This window comes from Achromobacter sp. FW305-C-28, assembly GCF_058783235.1.
Genome location: NZ_JBYSYL010000008.1, coordinates 312,601 through 331,464, shown reverse-complemented (window position 1 = coordinate 331,464; position 18,864 = coordinate 312,601). Strand labels below are relative to the sequence as shown.

General features: G+C 67.0%; 23 protein-coding genes. 8 read left to right on the top strand and 15 right to left on the bottom strand.

Annotation, left to right across the window (positions count from 1 at the left end):
* Positions 1-310: 310 nt before the first annotated feature.
* Positions 311-574, bottom strand: a complete 264-nt coding sequence (locus AC3WMR_RS20820) for a hypothetical protein (protein WP_025138028.1) — start codon at positions 572-574, stop codon at positions 311-313.
* Positions 575-632: 58 nt separating this feature from the next.
* The gene (locus tag AC3WMR_RS20815; RefSeq protein ID WP_492264516.1) at positions 633-1,565 is read right to left on the bottom strand and encodes a LysR family transcriptional regulator; all 933 of its coding nucleotides are present in this window, start codon (positions 1,563-1,565) and stop codon (positions 633-635) included.
* Between the two features lie 93 nt (positions 1,566-1,658).
* On the opposite strand from AC3WMR_RS20815, the gene AC3WMR_RS20810 reads away from it, so the two are divergent.
* The 3 genes from AC3WMR_RS20810 (at position 1,659) to AC3WMR_RS20800 (ending at position 4,176) form a co-directional block, all read left to right on the top strand.
* Positions 1,659-2,678, top strand: coding sequence for an NAD-dependent epimerase/dehydratase family protein (locus tag AC3WMR_RS20810; protein ID WP_492264517.1), 1,020 nt, complete (start codon positions 1,659-1,661; stop codon positions 2,676-2,678).
* Positions 2,679-2,839: 161 nt separating this feature from the next.
* Positions 2,840-3,736 carry an aldose epimerase family protein gene (locus AC3WMR_RS20805; protein WP_492264518.1) on the top strand — a complete coding sequence of 299 codons (897 nt, stop codon included), beginning with the start codon at positions 2,840-2,842 and terminating at the stop codon, positions 3,734-3,736.
* An 83-nt stretch (positions 3,737-3,819) separates the two neighbouring features.
* Positions 3,820-4,176 carry a hypothetical protein gene (locus AC3WMR_RS20800; RefSeq protein ID WP_492264519.1) on the top strand — a complete coding sequence of 119 codons (357 nt, stop codon included), beginning with the start codon at positions 3,820-3,822 and terminating at the stop codon, positions 4,174-4,176.
* A gap of 88 nt (positions 4,177-4,264) precedes the next feature.
* Here the strand turns inward: AC3WMR_RS20800 and AC3WMR_RS20795 are convergent, their stop codons facing one another.
* The 4 genes from AC3WMR_RS20795 to AC3WMR_RS20780 form a co-directional block, all read right to left on the bottom strand.
* A complete protein-coding gene (locus tag AC3WMR_RS20795) occupies positions 4,265-4,663 on the bottom strand; it encodes a hypothetical protein (protein WP_157838807.1) in 399 nt (132 codons plus the stop codon).
* A 174-nt stretch (positions 4,664-4,837) separates the two neighbouring features.
* A complete protein-coding gene (locus AC3WMR_RS20790) occupies positions 4,838-5,158 on the bottom strand; it encodes a hypothetical protein (protein WP_492264520.1) in 321 nt (106 codons plus the stop codon).
* Positions 5,159-5,275: 117 nt separating this feature from the next.
* Positions 5,276-6,289 (bottom strand): zinc-binding alcohol dehydrogenase family protein, encoded by a 1,014-nt coding sequence (locus tag AC3WMR_RS20785; protein WP_492264521.1) that lies wholly within the window; start codon positions 6,287-6,289, stop codon positions 5,276-5,278.
* Between the two features lie 35 nt (positions 6,290-6,324).
* Positions 6,325-7,119, bottom strand: a complete 795-nt coding sequence (locus AC3WMR_RS20780; RefSeq protein ID WP_492264522.1) for an SDR family NAD(P)-dependent oxidoreductase — start codon at positions 7,117-7,119, stop codon at positions 6,325-6,327.
* A 114-nt stretch (positions 7,120-7,233) separates the two neighbouring features.
* Between AC3WMR_RS20780 and AC3WMR_RS20775 the strand changes: the two genes are divergently transcribed.
* Positions 7,234-8,151 carry a LysR family transcriptional regulator gene (locus tag AC3WMR_RS20775; protein ID WP_492264523.1) on the top strand — a complete coding sequence of 306 codons (918 nt, stop codon included), beginning with the start codon at positions 7,234-7,236 and terminating at the stop codon, positions 8,149-8,151.
* Positions 8,152-8,188: 37 nt separating this feature from the next.
* Here the strand turns inward: AC3WMR_RS20775 and AC3WMR_RS20770 are convergent, their stop codons facing one another.
* Positions 8,189-8,695, bottom strand: a complete 507-nt coding sequence (locus AC3WMR_RS20770) for a DUF6496 domain-containing protein (protein WP_492264524.1) — start codon at positions 8,693-8,695, stop codon at positions 8,189-8,191.
* Between the two features lie 195 nt (positions 8,696-8,890).
* Here AC3WMR_RS20770 and AC3WMR_RS20765 point away from each other — a divergent pair, with 195 nt between their 5' ends.
* Entirely contained in the window at positions 8,891-9,109 is a 219-nt protein-coding gene (locus tag AC3WMR_RS20765) for a dodecin (RefSeq protein ID WP_025138019.1), read from the top strand.
* 781 nt (positions 9,110-9,890) lie between these two features.
* Here AC3WMR_RS20765 and AC3WMR_RS20760 read toward each other — a convergent pair.
* Positions 9,891-10,445: an NADPH-dependent FMN reductase gene (locus AC3WMR_RS20760; RefSeq protein ID WP_025138018.1), complete on the bottom strand. Its 555-nt coding sequence runs from the start codon at positions 10,443-10,445 to the stop codon at positions 9,891-9,893.
* A gap of 121 nt (positions 10,446-10,566) precedes the next feature.
* Positions 10,567-10,944: an oxalurate catabolism protein HpxZ gene (gene hpxZ, locus AC3WMR_RS20755; protein WP_492264525.1), complete on the bottom strand. Its 378-nt coding sequence runs from the start codon at positions 10,942-10,944 to the stop codon at positions 10,567-10,569.
* A 201-nt stretch (positions 10,945-11,145) separates the two neighbouring features.
* Here hpxZ and AC3WMR_RS20750 point away from each other — a divergent pair, with 201 nt between their 5' ends.
* Positions 11,146-11,688 carry an antibiotic biosynthesis monooxygenase gene (locus AC3WMR_RS20750; RefSeq protein ID WP_025138016.1) on the top strand — a complete coding sequence of 181 codons (543 nt, stop codon included), beginning with the start codon at positions 11,146-11,148 and terminating at the stop codon, positions 11,686-11,688.
* 70 nt (positions 11,689-11,758) lie between these two features.
* Here the strand turns inward: AC3WMR_RS20750 and AC3WMR_RS20745 are convergent, their stop codons facing one another.
* From AC3WMR_RS20745 to AC3WMR_RS20720, 6 genes are read right to left on the bottom strand one after another with little or no spacing between them, the layout of a single operon-like run.
* A complete protein-coding gene (locus tag AC3WMR_RS20745) occupies positions 11,759-12,466 on the bottom strand; it encodes a GntR family transcriptional regulator (RefSeq protein WP_492264526.1) in 708 nt (235 codons plus the stop codon).
* Between the two features lie 33 nt (positions 12,467-12,499).
* Complete coding sequence (locus AC3WMR_RS20740) at positions 12,500-13,930, bottom strand: AtzE family amidohydrolase (protein ID WP_492264527.1); 1,431 nt, start codon at positions 13,928-13,930, stop codon at positions 12,500-12,502.
* The gene (locus tag AC3WMR_RS20735; protein ID WP_492264528.1) at positions 13,927-14,109 is read right to left on the bottom strand and encodes a DUF4089 domain-containing protein; all 183 of its coding nucleotides are present in this window, start codon (positions 14,107-14,109) and stop codon (positions 13,927-13,929) included. The genes AC3WMR_RS20740 and AC3WMR_RS20735 overlap by 4 nt, the downstream gene beginning before the upstream one ends.
* A 30-nt stretch (positions 14,110-14,139) precedes the next feature.
* Entirely contained in the window at positions 14,140-14,961 is an 822-nt protein-coding gene (locus AC3WMR_RS20730; protein ID WP_492264529.1) for an ABC transporter ATP-binding protein, read from the bottom strand.
* Positions 14,962-14,963: 2 nt separating this feature from the next.
* Entirely contained in the window at positions 14,964-15,839 is an 876-nt protein-coding gene (locus tag AC3WMR_RS20725; protein ID WP_492264530.1) for an ABC transporter permease, read from the bottom strand.
* Between the two features lie 3 nt (positions 15,840-15,842).
* Positions 15,843-16,850, bottom strand: coding sequence for an ABC transporter substrate-binding protein (locus AC3WMR_RS20720; protein WP_492264531.1), 1,008 nt, complete (start codon positions 16,848-16,850; stop codon positions 15,843-15,845).
* A gap of 281 nt (positions 16,851-17,131) precedes the next feature.
* Between AC3WMR_RS20720 and AC3WMR_RS20715 the strand changes: the two genes are divergently transcribed.
* Together AC3WMR_RS20715 and AC3WMR_RS20710 are read left to right on the top strand one after the other, a co-directional pair.
* Positions 17,132-18,043 (top strand): LysR family transcriptional regulator, encoded by a 912-nt coding sequence (locus tag AC3WMR_RS20715; RefSeq protein ID WP_492264532.1) that lies wholly within the window; start codon positions 17,132-17,134, stop codon positions 18,041-18,043.
* 123 nt (positions 18,044-18,166) lie between these two features.
* Entirely contained in the window at positions 18,167-18,841 is a 675-nt protein-coding gene (locus AC3WMR_RS20710) for a hypothetical protein (RefSeq protein ID WP_492264533.1), read from the top strand.
* The last annotated feature ends 23 nt before the right edge of the window (positions 18,842-18,864 follow it).

Genomic DNA, 18,864 nt, shown 5'->3' with positions numbered 1-18,864 from the left:
CGTTTCTTCTTCATCGGCATATCCATGATCTTTAGTCCTCATGATATGCCCCGCCCACAAAATCCCGGATAGGCCCTGCCAGACGCGTGCTACGACATGTCCGCCAGGGGCGGATTCAACAGCCGATCTTGGCTTCCTGGCCGTAGCCGAACGGCCAGCGGCGGCGGGTGGGTTCGGGCTTGGTGGTTTCTTCTTGCATGGTCTTCTCCTTGTCTTGCATTCCCGAGGATTCTATTTCCCCGGATGTAACAGCATTGCAAGTGATCGTTAGCACTCTATCGGTCGAGGCGTCGGATGTGGCCACGGTGTCTCAATCGGCCGCGAACAGGGTGACCTGGCGTTCGAGCGCGTAGGTGGCGCGGTAGCTGGCGGGCGTGGCGCCGCGGTCGATCAGGAGCAGGCCTTCGCGTTCGGCGGCGGCCAGGACGTCGCGCAGCTTGGGGCCGCTTTCCAGGCCGGTGGCCTCTTGCAGGCGGCCCAGCGGCAGGTAGTCGCCGTTTTTCACGCCGGCCAGGCGCGGGAAGGCGCTGAGCCAGATGCTGCGTGGGGGCGGGGTGTTGATCAGACTGGTCATGGTCGGGCCTCCCGTGCGGTCTATGTACTGTATGAATAAACAGTATATCCGATCAGTCCTATTTCGCTGGGTGGTGATGTCGCATCGGTCTGATATTGGCCGCGCCCGTATGCGCCAGCAGGCAGGCGACCAGCGCGTCGAACACCACTTTGCAGCGCGGGCTGGCGCGCAGGTCTTCGTGCATGGTGATCCACGTTTCCAGGGGAAAGGCAGCCTGGCGCGGCAGCACGCGCACCAGGGCCTTGTCGCGCCGGGCCAAGGCGGCCTGGCAGACGCCGATGCCGGCGCCGGCGCGAATCAGCGCCAGTTGCGCCAGGTCGCTGTCGGCACGCAGCGCGAAGGCGTCGCGGTGCCAGGGGATGGGGAAGCGTTTGCCGGCTTCGCGCAGAAAGGGCGTCAGTGCGTCGTAGCCGATCAGGGCGTGGCTGGCCAGGTCTCTGGGCTGGGTGGGGGTGCCATGGCGGCGCAGGTAGTCTTTGTGGGCGAACAGGCCGATGTCGACGGCGCCGACCGAGCGGGCGATCAGCTGTTCCTGCTTGGGTGGGGCCATGCGCACGGCGATGTCGGCTTCGCGCAGCAGCAGGTTCTGCACGCTGTTGGTGGGCGCCAGTTCAAGGGTCAGGCCGGGATGATCGCGCCGCAGTTGCGCCAGGACCGGCGGCAGCACTTCGATGCCGATGACTTCGCTGGCCGAGATGCGGACGGTGCCGGTGACGCCTGGGCCGTGGCCGGACGCGGCGCGTTCCAGTGCGGCGGCGTTGCTCTGCATGGCTTCGGCGTAGCCGCGCAGCGACAGGGCGGCGTCGGTGGCGAGCAGGCCGGTTTGCGACCGGGTGAACAGCACCTGGCCCAGGGCGCTTTCCAGGGCGGCGATGTGGCGGCCCACCGTGGGCTGGGTGATGCCCAGGGCGCGTGCGGCGCCGGACAGCGAGCCTTCGGCCAGGACGGCCAGAAAGCTGCGGTAGAGTTCCCAGCCGATCGTGTTGGTCATGCATAAATGTATAGCTGCTAGGCAAGGTTCAGCAATTTATTTATTGCTAGCTCGGCACCAGAATGTTTGCCATGGGACGACAGGAGCAAGACCATGAGCATGGCAACGATGATTCAGGCGCAGCGGCCAGGCACGGCACTGGTGTTGGGCGCCACCGGCGGGGTGGGCGGTGAAACGGCGCGCCAGTTGCGCGATGCCGGTTGGGGCGTGCGCGCCCTGGCGCGAGGGCTGGCGACGGAAACGGCGCAGCAGGACGGCATGACGTGGCTGCGCGGCGACGCGATGAACCGGCAGGACGTGGCGCGGGCGGCGATGGGGTGCGAGGTGATCGTGCATGCCGTGAATCCGCCGGGCTACCGCCGCTGGGGCGAGCTGGTGCTGCCAATGATCGACAACACGATCTCGGTGGCGCAGGCGCAGGGTGCCACCATCGTGCTGCCGGGCACGATCTACAACTACGGGCCGGATGCGTATCCGGTGCTGACGGAAAGCTCGCCGCAGCATCCGCAGACCCGCAAGGGGGCGATCCGGGTGGAACTGGAACATCGGCTGCAGGTGGCCAGCGGCCGCGGCGTGCGTGTGATTGTGTTGCGGGCGGGCGATTTTTTCGGGCCGCGCGCCGGCAACAACTGGTTCTCGCAAGGGTTGGTGAAACCGGGGCGGCCGGTGACCGTGGTGCAGGCGCCAGGCGCGCGTGGGGTGGGGCATCAATGGAGCTATCTGCCGGACGTGGCGCGCACGTTGGTGGAGGTATTGGCGCGCCGCGACGCCTTGACGCCGTTCGCGGCATTTCATATGGCGGGGCATTGGGATGCGGACGGCACGCAGATGTCGGCCGCGATCGTGCGGGTGGCAGGGCGTCATGGCGTTCGGCCGCGAGTGCGCGCGTTTCCGTGGTGGCTGCTGCGGCTGGCCGCGCCGTTCGTGCCGACGCTGCGCGAGCTGATGGAAATGCGGTATCTGTGGCGCCAGCCGCTGCGCATGGACAATGCGCGGCTGGTCGAGCTGTTGGGCGCGGAACCGCTGACGCCGCTGGATGAGGCCGTGGAGGCGACCTTGCGCGGATTGGGCTGCCTGCCCGAGTCGCCTGTCCGGGCCAAGGCGTTGGCCTGACCGGGCAGGCAGGCAGGCAAGCAGGCCCGCATGCAAGCAGAGACACCCAGGCGACCAATCAGCCAAGCCAGCCAGCCTGTCGGCCCGCCCGGCTTGCCCCCGTCAGACCCGGACATGCACAATGGCGCCACGCGGCCGTTGCCGCGCCGCGGGAGCCCCCGATGTCCGACCTGCCTTTTCCCGCGCCGCTGGATGCCAGCGAGCGGGTGACGATTGCCTTTGGCCCCCATCGCGCCGAGTTCGCGCCGGGGGGCGGCGGGCGCCTGACGCGCCTGTCGACCGACGCGCACGACTGGATCGTGCCGTTGGCCGAATCCGAATGGCCACCTGCGAAGTGGCCGCGCGCGGGTTCCTATCCGCTGGCGCCGTATTCCAACCGGGTGCGCGATGGCGTGTTTACCTTCAACGGTGCGCGGCATCCCTTGCAGTCGTTGCCGGGACGGCCGCTAGCCATTCACGGCAGCGCTTTGTACCAGGCCTGGCAGGTACGCCACCTGGCCGACGATGCGGTGGATCTGGTGCTGGACCAGCCCGCCGGCGTGCTGGGTTGGCCTTGGGCATTTGAATGCGTGCAGCGCTATCGGCTGGACTCGCGCGGCCTGTCGCTGACGCTGCTGATGATCAACAAAGGCGATTCACCGATGCCGTTCGGCTGCGGCATTCATCCCTATTTCACGGCCGAGCGGGTGTCGCTGCATGCGCGCCGCCACTGGCCGGCGGATGCCGATGGCTTGCCCACGGGCAGCCAGACCACCCATGTGCGCGAGTTGGGTTGGTCGGCCGCGGGCTGCGATACCTATCTGTCGCAATGGGGCGGGCGTGCCACGCTGCATTGGCCGGATGGACACGAACTGGCGCTGCACGCCGATCCGGCCTTCGCGCACCTGGTGGTGTACACGGCGCCGGGCTCGTCGTTCCTGTGCGTTGAACCCGTGACCAACGTGGCGGATGCCTTCAATCTGGCGGCGGCGGGGGACACTCGTACCGGCCTGCAAGTGCTGGAGCCCGGCTCGCGTTTCAGCGCGACCCTGCTGCTGGCGCTGCAACCGCCCCGTTGAATCTGCCGGCCGGTGTGAATGTCCGCTGGCAAGCGCCCGCTGCTACGGCGATAATCCGGCAAAACCAGTCCAGGAGTCGTTACGTGAAAAAGCTCAGCACCGAACAATTGCAGGCCGCGGCCGAGACGCTGCGCCGGGTCCAGGCCAAGCTGGCCCGCTCGGGCAACCTGCCGCTTGAGCCGACGATCTACGCCAGCGCCAAGGGCTTTCGGCGCAACGTGCCGGAATACGTGTGGTCGTGGCTGTCCGGCCTGCTGGCGCCGCACAAGAGCCTGTCCGCCTGGATGGATGCGCATCAGCCGGGCTGGCGTGAAGGCAAGACGCCGTCCGCGGTGGTGTATGCGCGCACCGAGAATGGCTGGTTCGATTGGCTGATCGCTCAATTGGATGCCGAGATCAGCGACCCCCATGCCCGCGCCAAGCGCGAGGGCCAGGCCTGACCCGGCGCGGTCTGCGCCCAGGCCGAACAGGGCGGGTGATTGATCCGTACCAACGGCCCGCGCCGTCAACGACGCCGCCGCATCCCGCCTATTTCACGACGATGGCGCGGCCTTCCACGAATTGGGCGGTGACGTCGCTGCTGCTGGCGTGGCGGCTGTGCTTGTCGTAGGTCGTGGTGGTGTCGGTACCCGTGACGCGTGCGCCATTGCCGGTCAGCAGGACGCCGTTGGCCCCCAGGCTGGCGGCCTGTTTCTTCAGTTCCTCGATGGCGTATTCCATCGATTCCTGCGCGCTGATGCCGGCCGAGCTTTCGGCCTTGACCAGGCCCACGACTTCATAAGGCGCATGCGGCGGGTCGGAATACAGCCGTACCGACGACGCCAGCGACGGCGCGTAGCGGTTGCCGGTGGGGATGGCGGTGCCGTCGGCGCAGCCTGCGCAGAGGGCCGCCAGGGACATGAGCACGGCGGCTCGGGCGGTTTTCATGGATCGATCTCCGAAGGGAGTCCACGGCCGTCGGGCGGCCGGACATTCGGCATTCTGATGCCGGCGGCCAGCGTTTTTTAACGGGATTTGATCAAGCTCTGTGAAGAAGCTTGCAGCGGCGTCAACGGGATGTAACCGCGCCGCCGACGGGGGCGGCATAGCCTGCCTTGCGGGTCAGGTCCGGGACCGCAGGCTGCGGGCGCGCAACCGCTGCAGCAGCAGGAACAGCCCTTCCAGCACGGCGGCCACCAGCAGGGCGGCCAGCACCGACCCCAGCACCAGCGAATCCCACATGCGCGGCGGGCCGACCCGGAACTGGATCGTGTCGAACACCAGCCCGGCGGTGACCCCGGCGACGACGGCCGCTTTCCACCCTTGCAGGGGGACCAGCCGCAGCATCAGCAAGGCGAACGCCACCATGCCCCAGAGCATGGGTTCCGCGGCTTGGCCGAACAGGTGACAGATCAGAGCAAACTCCTGAAAACGCGGCGACAAGCCGAAAGCCTGCCGCGCGCAGTCGAGTTTGTACCTCTTTCTTTACGGCAATGCGAGACAGCCGTCCTATTTTTTTCAGGGCCCGCCCGCGTCGTTTCTGAAACGGGCGGGTGGGTGTCAGAAGCCTTCCAGCACTACCTTGCCCTGGGCCTTGCCGCTTTCGATGAAGGCGTGCGCGCGGCGCAGGTTTTCGGCGTTGATCTTGCCGTAGTGCTCGCCCAGCGTGGTGCGCAGGGTGCCGTTGTCGATCAGCCGTGCGGCCTGGTTCAGCAGTTCGTGCTGGGCGATCAGGTCGGGCGTGCCATGCAGCGGGCGCGCGAACATGAATTCCCAGTGCAGCGAGGCCGACTTGCCCTTGAGCAGGCGCACGTCGATGGCCGCGGGATCGTCGATCAGGGCGATCTTGCCTTGCGGGGCGACGGCCTCGGCCATCTGCGCGAAGTGCTTGTCGGTCTGGTTCAGGCCAGCAATGAAGCTCACTTGCGGATAGCCGATGCGCTTGAGTTCTTCGGTCAGCGGCTTGCTGTGGTCAATGACATGGTGGGCGCCCAGCTCGCGCACCCACGCCTGGGTTTCGGGCCGCGACGCGGTGCCGATGACGGTCAGGCCGGTCAGTTGGCGGGCCAGCTGGACCAGGATGGACCCTACGCCGCCCGCCGCGCCGATGACCAGCAAGGTGCCCTGGCTGGGGGCGGCGTTGTCCAGCACGCGCAGGCGGTCGAACAGCAGTTCCCACGCGGTGATGGTGGTCAGCGGCAGGGCGGCCGCCTGGGCGAAGTCCAGGCTTTGCGGCATGCGGCCGACGATGCGCTCGTCCACCACGTGCAGCTCGCTATTGGCGCCGGGGCGCGTCAGGGCGCCGGCATACCAGACGCGGTCGCCGGGCTTGAACAGGCTGGTCTTGGCGCCGACGGCGCGCACGATGCCGGCGGCGTCCCAGCCGATGATTTCGGGCTGGCCGTCCTTGGGCTTGCGGTTGGCGCGGATCTTCACGTCCACCGGGTTGACGGATATGGCCTTGACCTCGACCAGCAGGTCGTGGTCGCCGGGCGCGGGGTCGGCGGCGGTGATGTCCTGCAGCGATTGGGGATCGTTGGCGGGCAGGTTCTGGAAGTAGGCGATGGCTTTCATGGGGGCTCGATGAGTCAGGGTTCGAAAAGGGGGGATCAGGCGATGGTGCGCACCACGCCGCCATCGACGCGCAACGCGGCGCCGTTGGTGGCCGATGCCTGTTTCGAGCAGGCGTACACGACCATGTTGGCGGCTTCTTCCACGGTGGCCAGGCGGCGCAGCAGCGAGCTGGGGCGGTGCTGGGCGATGAAGTCGCGTTCCATCTGGTCTTGCGACACGCCCTGTTCCCTGGCCATTTCGGCGAAGAAGTCGGCCACGCCTTCCGAACGCGTGGGGCCGGGCAGCACCGCGTTGACGGTGACGCCGGTGCCCGCCGTCAATTCCGCCAGGCCGCGCGACACGGCCAGCAGCGCGGTCTTGCTGACGCCGTAGTGGATCATTTCGGTGGGGATGTGCAGCGCCGATTCGCTGGAAATGAAGACAATGCGGCCCCAGTTGGCGGCCAGCATGCGCGGCAGGTAGTAGCGAGACAGGCGCACGCCGCTCATGACGTTGGTGTCCAGCATGGTCTGCCAGTCGTCGTCGGTGATTTCCGTGAACGACTTGGGCTCGAAGAAGCCAGCGTTGTTGACCAGGATGTCGATGTCGGGATGCGCGGCGCAGATCGAGGCGGCGCCGTCGGCGGTCGCGATGTCGGCCTGCACGGTGCTGACCTGCGCGGCGGGATATTGGCGCGCGATGGCGTCGGCGGCCTGCTTGAGCTTATCGGCGTTGCGGCCATGCAGTACGACTTGTGCACCGGCCTCGGCCAGGCCCTGGGCGATGGCCAGGCCGATGCCGCCGGACGATCCGGTGACCAGGGCCTTCTTGCCGTTCAGTTCGATTTTCATGGGGGACTCCATTGCAGGTTCGGGGGGGTATGGCCATGATTACCTGTCCGCGGACAATGAAAAACCGGCTAGCATCGGACTCAGTTTCAATAATTTTTTGAAAATGAGCCCATCATGCTTCGGTTTGAAGACCTGCGGATCTTTGTCGCGGCGGCGGATCACGGCAGTTTTTCAGCGGCGGCGCGCGAGCTGGACCTGACGCCCGCGGTCGCCAGCGCGGCGCTCAAGCGGCTGGAACTGACGCTGGAAACACGGCTGTTCGTGCGGTCCACGCGCAGCCTGCGCCTGACCAGCGACGGCGAGCGCTACCTGGAATATGCGCGCGCCGCGCTGTCGACCTTGCAGGCGGGCCAGAATGCGCTGGCACGCGACAAGACCGCGATTTCGGGCACCTTGTCGGTGTCGATTCCGTCGGACCTGGGCCGCAATGTGCTGCTGCCCTGGCTGGACGAATTCCAGCTGCGCCATCCGCGCGTGAGCTTCCAGGTGCGCATCAGCGACCGGCTGGCCGACCTGTACCGGCAGCCGGTCGATATTGCCCTGCGCTACGGCACGCCCAACGATTCCAGCCTGGTGGCGCTGCCGCTGGGCGAGCACAACCGCCGGGTGGTGTGCGCATCGCCCGCGTATTTCGCGCGCCATGGCATGCCGCAGGCGCCGGCCGACCTGCGCCGCCACAACTGCCTGTGTTTCGTGCTGGGCGAATCGCTGCATGACCGCTGGATGTTCGAGCGCGGCGGCGCCAGCCAGGTGGTGCCGGTCAAGGGCGACCGCGTTGGCGACGACGGCGACCTGGTGCGGCGCTGGGCGCTGGCCGGGCACGGCGTGGCCTACAAGTCGCGCTACGACGTGCTGGGCGACCTGCGCGCCGGCCGGCTGGTCGAGGCGCTGCCCGACTACGCCAGCGAGCCGTCGCCGCTGTACCTCTTGTGCGTGCACCGCATGCTGCTGTCGCCGACGGTCAAGCGCTTGCGCGAGTTTCTGCAGGCGCGCTTGCGCGACTTCGAGGCGGGCGTAGAAACCGGGCAGTGATGCGGCAGCAAGCATTGCCCGGCAACGCTGCCAGGCATCAATGATGCGCGGCGGCTCGTGCATTCGCCGCCCGGGTGCGCGCCGCCTTTTTGGCCGCAGCGGAACGGCCCGCCGCGCCCTTGGTGGCCGCGGCTTTCTTGGCGGCAGCCGAGCGCTCCGCGGCGGTGCGCGATGTGGCCGCCTTGCTGGCATGGCGCGACAACGCGGCCTTGGAGGCCGGCTTGGTGCTTTCCTGCTTCAGGGCGCGCGTCGTGGCGCGGGCGCGCGTGGCGGACTTGGCGTGGCCGTCGTGGGCGGCCTGGCTGTCTTGTTCCGCCTTGCGTTGGGTGGCGGCGCTGGCCTTCTTGGGGGCGGGCAGGGCGACGCCGGCGCGGCGCGCCTGCGACAGGCCGATGGCGATGGCCTGCTTGGTCGAGCGCACGCCGTGCTTGCCTTTGCGGACGCGGTCGATTTCGTCGCGGACGAATTCGCCGGCCTGGGTGGATGCCGATTTGCCTTGCTGCTTGTCGCGCGAGGCGCGTTGCAGGGTTTTCCGTTCTGGCATGACGAGACCTCCTTGCTAGCGGTTGCGAAAAGCGAGTGGCGGGTCGCGACCGAGGCCGCGGACGTCGGAACTCGTAACACCACTCTAGCGCGCAGCAGGTATCCTGGGTGTTCGAATGGATTGCCGGTCGTAAGCGCCGGAACATCGCGCGCTGCCGACGATTCGCGACTCACCCCTCTACACCGGAGACGAGCTATGTCGAACCATGTCTACAAGCAGATCGAATTGGTGGGCTCTTCCACCAAGTCCACCGACGACGCCATCACCCAGGCCATCGCGCGCGCATCCGAAACCCTGCGCAATCTCGATTGGTTCGAAGTCACCGAGGTGCGTGGCCACATCAAGGACGGCAAGGTGGCCCACTGGCAGGTCGGGTTGAAGATCGGCATGCGCCTGGAAGGCAACGAAGGCTGACGACCGCGCCGCGGGCGGGACGCTGTGCCGCGGGACGTGTCCGCGCGGATGCCCGGAAGGCGGTCGGGCTTGCCGGGCGTCTGCTCATTTTGTGAGCGCTCATTCCAAGTGATTGTTGGATAAGGCGTTTTTCAGCTTGTCATGCGGCTGTTCAGAGGTTTGTCCACATTCCATGGGGACAAGCTTGGGCCGCCATGGGCTGCCGTCGGGATGCCGGTCCGCGGATGCGGACTGGGCCCCGGCCTGATCGTTTATTGCCCGCCCCTCGCAAGGTCTTGCTGGCAAAGGAATTTTTGCGTCTGCCCGCAGGCTGTCCTCAGCCTTATCCACATTTCCCGGGGACAACATGGCGCCATCCCCCGCCGATTTGGGCCTTTCTTGACCACCCCTTGCAGGTCATTGATGCGCAAGGGAAATATGTACCTGCCCTCAGTCTGTCCTCATGCTTGTCCACAGAATGCTGGGACAAATGCACAACCGCGGCATGAGGCGGCGCGGCAACGTCTGGCAAGGCCCGATTCATCCCCATGGCAGTGGATAAGTGGCCCAAAAATGAGCCAAATGGACGATTGCGCAATTTTTGACCGGCTATCGCAAGTGCTTGGCGCCACACGGTTTTTCGAGACTGCCCCACACCTGTCCTCAAGCTTCTCCACAGTTCAGGGGGATAAGACGCGCGCATAAAAAAACCCCCCGACGTATCGGGGGGCTTGATCGCCCGGAGGTAAGCGGGCGATCGGTGCCGGGCGGGGAGGCGCCCCGGACCCGGCCACGGCGGCGATCAGGCGTTGAACTTCTTGATCCAGTCGACGTAGCGGTCGATCCAGCCTTGCAGGAACTTGCGCGTGCCTTCGTTGGTGATGTTGTACTGATCGTCGACCAGGCCATCGGTGTACTGCAGGAAGACTTCCGGCGTGGTCAGGGCCGCGGCGCCTTCGGCAGCCAGGATGTTGCGCAGGTGCTGCTGCATGAGCGCGGTGCCGGCGGCGCTGGGCGAGGTGCCCACGATGCCCACGGCCTTACCGGTCCAGGAATTCTGGCCCCACGGACGCGAGCCCCAGTCGATCGCGTTCTTGACGGCGGCGGGCAACGAGCGGTTGTGCTCGGGCGACACGAACAGGATGCCCTGTGCGTCCTGGATCTGCTGCTTGAGCTTGGCGGCGGGCGCGGGCAGGTTGTTCTCGTTGTCCTGGTTGTACAGGGGCACATCGCCCAGGCTGACGTAGTCGAACTTGAAGTCCGCAGGTACCAGTTTTTCCAGCGCACGGGCCAGGCGCAGGTTGATCGACGCGGCGCGCAGGCTGCCGACGAAGACAGCGATCTTGTAGGTGCTCATAGGGCGGATGCTCCAGGGGACTAGGGAAAGGCCAGTGTAGACCTGTCCTCGTGACGGCTCAATGCCATAGGGCCAATAAGGTTATGGCGCGGCTTGAAGCGGGTCAGGCCTTGCTGCCGGGTCAGCCCGCCATCAGGCTGACGTGGGCCGACACCACGCGCCAGCCCGCTGGCGTGCGCAGCCAGGTCTGGCTCTGGCGGCCGATGCGGTCGCTGCCGTCGCGCTGGAATTCGATGTTGGCAGTGGCGAAATCGCGGCCATAGGTGGTGATCGCCGTGCGCAGTACGCGGCGCGCCAAGCCTTGCGGCGAGCGGCCCGCGCGGAAGGCGCGGATGGCGTCGTAGCCGTACAGGTTTTCGCCGGCGCCATAGCGCAGGGTGTGGGGACTGTTCCAGAACAGCTCGTCCAGTACGTCGACCTGGTTGTTGACCAGGGCGGTTTCATAGCGGGCGAAAGCGGCGGTGACCTCGGCGACGACGTCGGGCAGATTGATGTCCATCGAATTCCTGCTTGCTCATGCACCGTCATGGTGCGTTATTTAGGGTAATCACCAATATGGTGTCTGCTGCGGTGCGCAATTTCTGCGGCGGTGGTCAATATCGCTCTTGCTGCGGGGCAGATGCTGCGCTGCAAGGCTGGCATGCGGCTTGCTAGGGTAAACACTGCATAACACGCTGTACGCTGCCCCAGGAGTTCCGCCATGTCCAGTTCCGCAGTTTCCGCCCCGGTCACCATGCTGGTCACCCGTCACATCACGCCCGAACGCTACGGCGATTTCCTGTCCTGGATGCGCCAGGGCGAAATCCTGGCCGCGGGCTTTCCCGGCTTTCTCGGGTCGGGCGTGCTGCAACCGCCCGAAGGCGGCGACCAGTACCAGATCGTGCTGCGTTTCAACGACGAGGCCAGCCTGACGCGCTGGGAAAAGTCCTTGCCGCGCCGCATGTGGCTGGAACGCGGCGCCAACCTGGTACGCGCCAGCCATGCGCGCCGCGTCAGCGGCATGGACGCCTGGTTCGGCACGCAAAGCAGCAGCACGCCGCCGCGCTGGAAGCAGGCGGTCAGCATCTGGCTGGCGTATTTTCCGGTGCTGCTGGCGTTCTCGTTGCTGGTCAGCGAACACCTCACGGTGCTGCCGGTGTTCTGGCGCGCACTGATCACCAGCGTCGCCCTGACGCCGGTGATGGTGTACGTGTGCATCCCGTTCGTCACGCGGCGGCTGGACCGCTGGCTGCGGCCGCGCTGAACGACACGGTGCCGCGGGCGGCGGGCGCAGGCCCGCTCGCTGCGCGGTGTCGGTTGTCATGCCGAAGCGCCTAGGCCGCCTGCGCGCGGCGCGTGGCGTACATGCGATGCAGCGTGATCTTGCGCACGGCGGCCTGGCTGTCGCCGATATGCGCTTGCAGCAGCGCGGTCGCTTGCCCGGCATCGCGTTGCAGGATGGCGGTCAGGATGGCGCCGTGTTCGGCATAGGTGCGGGCGATGCGTTCAGGCTGGGTGAAATCCAGTTGCCGCACGATGCGGATGCGCTCGGTGGCCGCGCGGTGCACCCGCGCGATTTCGGGGTTGCCGGCCGCGGCGACCAGGTCCATGTGAAAGCGCTCGTCCAGGTTGGCCAACCATTCGCCATCATGGGAATGGTCTTCGGCATCCACCAGCCAGGTGTCCAGCAGCGGTTGCAGCGCGCGCAGGGGATCGGGAATCTGGCCTGGTGCACACAGGGTGCGCACCGCCGCCGTTTCCAGCACGCTGCGCAGTTCGTAGAAGTGGTCCAGCGTGTCGAAGTCCAGCGGCTTGACCAGCCAGCCGTTGCGCTGGCGGACCTCCAGGTAGCCCTCGCGTTCCAGGCGGAACAGGGCTTCGCGCACCGGCGTGCGGCTGACGCGCAAGCGGTCGGCGATCTCGGTTTCGGTGAAGCGGTCGCCGGGCGCCAGCCGGAAATCCAGGATGTCGCGCTTGAGCGTGCCGTAGGCGGCATCAGCCAGGTTGCGGGGCGTATCGAGGACGGCGAATGGGGAGTCCATGGGGGGGCCTGGGGTGACGGTCGATGGGCGGATTTATGCCGCAGCCTCTGAGGCGGCTGGGGCGGCGGCTACAGCGGCCGTGACGGTGCGCACGCCTGCCGCGCCGGCCTGCTCCAGCCGGTGTGCGGCCAGCAGGCAGTCGGCTTCGCGCCACGGCGCGCCGATCAATTGCACGCCCAGCGGCAGGTGCGCGTCGCGGCCGACGCCTGGCCAGGTCGGCGCGGCGCACACAGGCAGGCCCAGGCACGAGATCGGCTGGGTCAACAGGCCCATGCTGGCGCGCGCGGGTAACTGCCGGCCGGCCAGCGTCAGGCTGTCGGTGCCGATCACGGTGGCGGGCACGGGCGTGGCGGGGGCGATCAGCACGTCGTAGTGGTCGAACAGCGCCAGGGCTTCGCGGTACACGCGTTGGCGGATGCGCTGCGCCTGCTGCACCCAGGCTGCGGGCACGAGGCTGCCGGCCGCCAGGCGGGCGCGGGAATGCGGTTCGTAGTCGTCGTATTGCGTGGTGAGGCGGCGGCGATGCAGCGCACCGCCTTCGGCCGCCGTGATGATGAAGGCCGCGGCGCGGGCCTGCTCGGCGCCGGCCAGCTCCACGGTATCGACGGCGCCCAGCGCGCGGGCGGCGATGTCGACGGCCAGGCGGGCCTCGGGGCCGGTCCAGTGGGCGAAGTAGCCGCCCAGCACCGCCACGCGCAGCGGCCGGTCCGACGCCAGGCCGGCCAGTGTCGGTTCCGCGGCGCGTTGCGCGCAGGCGTTGTCGTCGCGGTCGGGGCCTTGCAGCGCGTCGTAGGCGGCGGCCAGGCCTGCGGCATCGGCGGCAAAGGGCCCCAGATGGTCCAGGCTGCCGACAAAGGGGTAGGACCCGGTGCGCGCCAATCGGCCGAAGGTGGGCTTCAGGCCGAACACGCCGCACAGTGACGCGGGCACGCGGATCGAGCCGTTGGTGTCCGACCCCAGCGTCAGCGGCACCAGGCCGCCGGCCACCGCGGCGGCGCTGCCACCCGATGAGCCGCCCGCGATGCGGGTGACGTCGTGCGGATTGCGGCAGGCGCCGTAGTGGGTGTTTTCAGTGGTGAAGCCGTAGGCGTGTTCGTCCATGTTCAATGCGCCCACCAGCACGGCGCCGGCGTCGCGCAGACGCGTCACGAGCGTGGCATCGCGTGGCGCGGGCGGGTTGCCGGCGTTGACGCGGCCGCCGGCCAGCGTGGTCTCGCCGGCGATGTCGAACAGGTTCTTGACCGCGTAGGGTACGCCAGCCAGGGGCGGCAGAGTCTCGCCGCGCGCACGTCGGGCGTCGATGGCGGCGGCCTCGGCGCGGGCGCGGGCCTCGACGACGGCAGTGAAGCCGTTGTACTGCGGGTCAAGCTCGCGCACGCGGGCCAGCGTGGCCTGCAGCACCGCGACGGCGCTGCGTTCGCCGCTGTGCACCTGCCGCGCAATTTCCAGGACGGCGCTGCTCACGGGCGGAACACCGATGCCGATTCCAATTCCACCGGCAAGGCCTCGTCGATGAACGTGGCGGCGATGTCCTGGATGCGCGAGAACTGCTGCACGACGTCGGCAGTATCCGCCTCGCGCAGCGCATAGCCCGACAGCGCCAGTGCGCTGCGGACGTATTGATCGATGGTTTCCTGGGTCATGGCGGATTCTCCGGAAAAGGGCGGGTATGACTAGCGGCGCACTTCGCGCTGGAAGATTTCCAGGCTCAGTTTCTTCATGCCGATGAAGTTGGGTTCGGACAGGGTCTCGACGGTGCGGGGACGGGCATCGCCGTAGTCCAGGATTTCGGCCACGCGGGTGGGCCGCTTGGTCAGCAGCAGCACCTGGTCGGCCAGGTACACGGCTTCTTCCAGATCGTGCGACACCAGCAGCATGGTGGTGCCCGTCTGCATGAAGACTTCCTGCAGCTTTTCGCGGATGAACAGCGTCATCTCGAAATCCAGCGCGGAAAACGGCTCGTCCAGGAACAGCACTTCGGGGCCAGGGGCCAGCGCGCGCATGATCGAGGCGGTCTGCTGCTGCCCGCCCGACAGTTCATACGGATAGCGTTTGAGATCGAACTTGACGTCGAACGACGCCACCAGTTCTTCCACCCGCGCGTCGACCTCGGCCTTGCTGCGGCCTTCCAGCCGCAACGGATAGGCGATATTGTCGATGGTGCGCAGCCACGGGAACATGGCTTCGCGGTAGTTCTGGAAGACGTAGCCGATCTTGGTCTGCGCCAGCGACTTGCCGTCGAACAGGATCTCGCCGGCATCGATGGGGATGAGCCCCGCGATCATGTTGATCAGCGTGGACTTGCCGCAGCCGTTGGGACCGAACACCGAGACGATCTTGCCCTTGGGGATGTCCAGGTTGAAGTTCTCGTACAGCGGCCAGCCGGCGAAATACTTGGTCAGGCCGCGAATCGTGATGTGCGTGCCGGCCGGGCCCGGCTCGAACGGCGCGGGCGCGGGGGCAGGGGCGATGACGGGGTTGATGACAGTGGACATGGTTATCGGCCGCTCCAGTGGACCACGCGCTTTTCCAGCACCAGAAAGACAATGTTCAGCACATAGCCGAGGGCGCCTGCGGCCAGGATCGACGCGTACATCTCGCGCACGTTCAGCACCTGCTGGGCATTGATGATGCGATTGCCCAACCCGCTGTCGGCGCCGATGAACATCTCGGCTACGATCACGATGACCAGCGCCATCGACACGCCGCTGCGCAGGCCCACGAAGGTCGGCTGCAGGCTTTCCCAGATCAGCACGTCCTTGAAGATCTGCCAGCGTGAAGCGCCCATGACCCGCGCCGCCATCACGCGTTGCTTGCGGGCGTTGATGACGCCATAGGCGCTGTTGAACAGGATCACCAGCACGGCCGCGAAGGCGGCGATGGCGATCTTGTTCATGTCGGTCACGCCGAAGATCATCAGGAACAGCGGAATCAGCGCGGACGACGGCGTCGAGCGAAAGAAGTCCACCAGGAATTCCACGCTGCGATAGGCCTTTTCGTTGCTGCCCAGCAGCACGCCCAGCGGCACGCCGATCACCCCGGCAATCACGAAGGCTTGCAGCGTGCGGTTGACGGACGCCAGGAAATCGCCCAGCAGCGGGCCGCCTGCCATGCCCTTGGCCAGCGCCACCAGCGTGGCGCCCGGCGTGGGCAGCAGCACGGGGCTGACCAGTTGCAGCCGCACCACCAGGTCCCACACCACGAACAGCGCCAGCGGGCCGATCAGCGGCAACAGGCGTGTGGCGGTCCATTTGCGCGGCGGGCGTGACGTCGGCGCGCCAGTGATGGCAGGGGGCGTCACCGTGGCGGCCGGCTTGGCGGCCACGGCGGCGGCCGGTGCGCCGGGCGCGCGGTTGGCGTTGATCGCATCCATGGCTCAGCCCTTGTACAGCATCGAGGCCACGTCGACCTTCTGCGCGAAGATGCCCTTGTCGGCGAACAGGTCGAAGAACTTCTGGAAGTACTGGATGTCGCCGGGGGTGAACTCGTTGTAGAGCGTGTAGGCGGCCAGCGGCACGGCGTCGGTCATGGGGCCTTCGATGGCGGTGTAGCCCTTCATGAAGGGGCGCGCCTCGTCCGGTTTGGTGCGAATCAGCTCGATGCCGCGCGCGTACGCGGCGATGAATTTCTTGCTTTCCTCGGGATGCTTCTTCAGGAACGCGGTGGTCAGCGAGGCCGAGCCGCCGAACCACGGCGCCATCGGATCGCCCAGCACGTACTTGGCGATCACGCCCGCTTCCAGCACGCGGGTGGTGCCGTTCAGGCGGCCGACCGTGCCCGTGGGTTCCAGCGTGTAGCACGCGTCCAACTGGCCGGCGGCAACCGCGGCGACGTGCTGGCTGATTGCCAACTCGACCACGGTTGCCCCGGTTGCGCCGGCGCGCTCCAGCACTGCTTTGGCCAGCGTGGCATTCTGGATGCCGGGTCCAGAACCGACCTTTTTCCCCTTGAGGTCTGCGATGGATTGGATGGGACTGTCTTTCGCGACGATGAACTCGTCCAGCACGTTCTTGGCGTTGCTGGGGTTGGACGCAAAAATCTTGAACAGGCCGGGCGAGGCGATCTCGCCGATGGCCAGGTTGGCGGAACCCGTGCCATTGGCGCTGCCGTCGGCGCGGCCGGCCAGCATGGCTTCCATGACCTGCTGGGCGCCGGCGAACTTCAGCGCCTCGACATTCAGGCCGGCTTCCTTGAAGTAGCCCTTTTCGATGGCGGCATAGAACGGCAGCCCGGCTGCCACCGGCCAGTAGCCGATGCGGATGGTCGGGCCGGATTGCGCGCGCACCAGCGCGGGCGCGGCCAACGCGGCGGCCCCCAGCGCGGCGCCCTGCATCAGCTTGCGGCGGGTGGCGTTGAAGGCAAAGGGCGCGGGGCGGTCGGTCATGCGGAACTCCTGGTCGGCGGGATGGGCGCTTGTAGACAAGCTTGCATACCAGGGACACAAGCAAGACGCGTGCCAACTTGTAAACATGGCAGGGTCTCCCGGGGCGACGCACGGGGCGGCGCCATCGTTGGGGGCCGGCGTGAACCAGATTGGTGCATGATCGGCACCGCGGCAGGGCGGCAGTGGCGGCCGTGCGCCGTCAGGCGGTAGGATGTGGGCGGATCAAGGCTTGCCGCCTTGGCTTACCTGGAAAGGGGCGCGTCGCCAGGCGCGCCGCGCATATGAATACCCGTTTTGTCGAAGCATTTCTGTGGTCCGCCCGCCTGGGCAGTTTCCGTGCGGCCAGCGACCGCCTGCACATCACCCAGGCCGCGGTGGCCAACCGCATCGCCTCGCTCGAAGAGGACATCGGGGCGCGGCTGTTCGAACGCGATGCCAAAGAGTTGCGGCTGACGGCGGTGGGCACGCGCCTGCTGGATTACGGTGAACGCCTGCTCGAACTGCGCCAGCAGATCCTGTCGCTGGGCCGCACCGGCGACGAAGTCTTCGGCCTGGTGCGTATCGGCGCCATCGAAACCGTGGTGCATACCTGGCTGATCGGCTTTCTGACCAACCTGAGGTCCACCTATCCGGGCATCGAGGTGCAGCTGACTTCCGAAACCACCCGCGCACTGCATCGCGGCCTGCGTGAAGGTACGCTGGACATCGCCTTCCAGACCGACTTGCTGACGGACACGGGCGTCATCAGCACGCCGTGCCTGCCGATGGAGATGGGCTGGGTCGGGCCGGCGGGCGACGAAGAAACGCTGACGGTGCAGCAATTGCTGAGCGAACCCGTGCTGACCATGAGCCCCGGGTCGCAACCGCACGAAGCGCTGAAGAACCTGTTTCGCGAGGCCGGCATTCCGCTGGGCAAGGTGCACTGTGTCAGCTCGATCTCGGCGCTGGCGCGACTGGTGCGCAGCGGTTTCGGCCGTGCGCTGGTGCCGTTACCGCCCATCTACGAATACGTGGCGCGCGGCGAGATGCAGGTGATTCGCAGCGACATGCCCGTGCCGCCGCAATTGCTGGTGGTGAGCTACCTGGAAGGCGCCGGGTCCGATGCCATTCGGCTGGTGGCCGAACTGGCCAGCCGCGCATCCGACCAGTACACCGCGTCGGTCACGTCGCCTAAATTCGGTTCGACGCAATAGAGTTATCCCTTAGTGGGCTTTCAGTAATTCTGTTGCCGCCGCGAAAAATTACTCGTTTGGCTGGAAAAGGCCTGTCGGCCGAAGATGACCCCCTTCTGCAACCGAAGGGTTTTTCTTCTTGCCATGAGCCAAGCCAACACGTCTTCCACGCTGCCGCCCAACGGGATGCTGTTCGTCGCCTGCGACGTCGATCCCGCATTCGAAACCGATTTCAATCGCTGGTACGACCGAGAGCACGTCCAAGAGCGCGTGCGCATCCCGGGCTTCGTGTCGGGGGCGCGCTATTTCTCGCTGTCGGGCGGACGCAAATACCTGGGCCTTTACCGCACGGAATCGCTGGGCGCCTTCACCACCGCCGACTACCGCGCGGCATTCGAACGCCAGACGCCGTGGTCGGTGACCAATCTTGACCGTATGCGCGACCCGATGCGCCGCGTCTGCGCCGTGCAGGCCGTGACCGGCTTCGGCAGCGGCAGCCATATCGCCGTGCTGCCGCTGGTGTTCGGTGGCGACGCCGCGGCGCTGGTCGACCGCGCCGCCGAGACAGGCGCCACGCTGGCCAAGACCGACGGCTTCGTGCAGTCGTACCTGCTGGCGCCGGATGCCGCCCTGAGCGGCCCGCTGCCGCGTGAGTCCACCGAAAACCGCCGCCTGGACCCGCTGTTCGTCGTCGAGGCCAGCTCGGCCGACGCGGCCCGGGCGCTGGCCGAGCAGGCAGCTGCGGCGCTGGGCGTACGCGCCGCCGACGCCTGGCTGCTGGCGCTGGGCTGGAAGCTGGCGGACGCCGACCTGCGCTGATCTGCGGCGCAATCCACACACCA

Bases quoted from the DNA above. Each gene is read 5' to 3' on its own strand.
- AC3WMR_RS20820 (WP_025138028.1), bottom strand. From the start codon at position 574: ATGACCAGTCTGATCAACACCCCGCCCCCACGCAGCATCTGGCTCAGC.
- AC3WMR_RS20815 (WP_492264516.1), bottom strand. From the start codon at position 1,565: ATGACCAACACGATCGGCTGGGAACTCTACCGCAGCTTTCTGGCCGTC.
- AC3WMR_RS20810 (WP_492264517.1), top strand. From the start codon at position 1,659: ATGAGCATGGCAACGATGATTCAGGCGCAGCGGCCAGGCACGGCACTG.
- AC3WMR_RS20805 (WP_492264518.1), top strand. From the start codon at position 2,840: ATGTCCGACCTGCCTTTTCCCGCGCCGCTGGATGCCAGCGAGCGGGTG.
- AC3WMR_RS20795 (WP_157838807.1), bottom strand. From the start codon at position 4,663: ATGAAAACCGCCCGAGCCGCCGTGCTCATGTCCCTGGCGGCCCTCTGC.
- AC3WMR_RS20785 (WP_492264521.1), bottom strand. From the start codon at position 6,289: ATGAAAGCCATCGCCTACTTCCAGAACCTGCCCGCCAACGATCCCCAA.
- AC3WMR_RS20780 (WP_492264522.1), bottom strand. From the start codon at position 7,119: ATGAAAATCGAACTGAACGGCAAGAAGGCCCTGGTCACCGGATCGTCC.
- AC3WMR_RS20775 (WP_492264523.1), top strand. From the start codon at position 7,234: ATGCTTCGGTTTGAAGACCTGCGGATCTTTGTCGCGGCGGCGGATCAC.
- AC3WMR_RS20770 (WP_492264524.1), bottom strand. From the start codon at position 8,695: ATGCCAGAACGGAAAACCCTGCAACGCGCCTCGCGCGACAAGCAGCAA.
- AC3WMR_RS20765 (WP_025138019.1), top strand. From the start codon at position 8,891: ATGTCGAACCATGTCTACAAGCAGATCGAATTGGTGGGCTCTTCCACC.
- AC3WMR_RS20760 (WP_025138018.1), bottom strand. From the start codon at position 10,445: ATGAGCACCTACAAGATCGCTGTCTTCGTCGGCAGCCTGCGCGCCGCG.
- hpxZ (WP_492264525.1), bottom strand. From the start codon at position 10,944: ATGGACATCAATCTGCCCGACGTCGTCGCCGAGGTCACCGCCGCTTTC.
- AC3WMR_RS20750 (WP_025138016.1), top strand. From the start codon at position 11,146: ATGTCCAGTTCCGCAGTTTCCGCCCCGGTCACCATGCTGGTCACCCGT.
- AC3WMR_RS20745 (WP_492264526.1), bottom strand. From the start codon at position 12,466: ATGGACTCCCCATTCGCCGTCCTCGATACGCCCCGCAACCTGGCTGAT.
- AC3WMR_RS20735 (WP_492264528.1), bottom strand. From the start codon at position 14,109: ATGACCCAGGAAACCATCGATCAATACGTCCGCAGCGCACTGGCGCTG.
- AC3WMR_RS20730 (WP_492264529.1), bottom strand. From the start codon at position 14,961: ATGTCCACTGTCATCAACCCCGTCATCGCCCCTGCCCCCGCGCCCGCG.
- AC3WMR_RS20725 (WP_492264530.1), bottom strand. From the start codon at position 15,839: ATGGATGCGATCAACGCCAACCGCGCGCCCGGCGCACCGGCCGCCGCC.
- AC3WMR_RS20720 (WP_492264531.1), bottom strand. From the start codon at position 16,850: ATGACCGACCGCCCCGCGCCCTTTGCCTTCAACGCCACCCGCCGCAAG.
- AC3WMR_RS20715 (WP_492264532.1), top strand. From the start codon at position 17,132: ATGAATACCCGTTTTGTCGAAGCATTTCTGTGGTCCGCCCGCCTGGGC.
- AC3WMR_RS20710 (WP_492264533.1), top strand. From the start codon at position 18,167: ATGAGCCAAGCCAACACGTCTTCCACGCTGCCGCCCAACGGGATGCTG.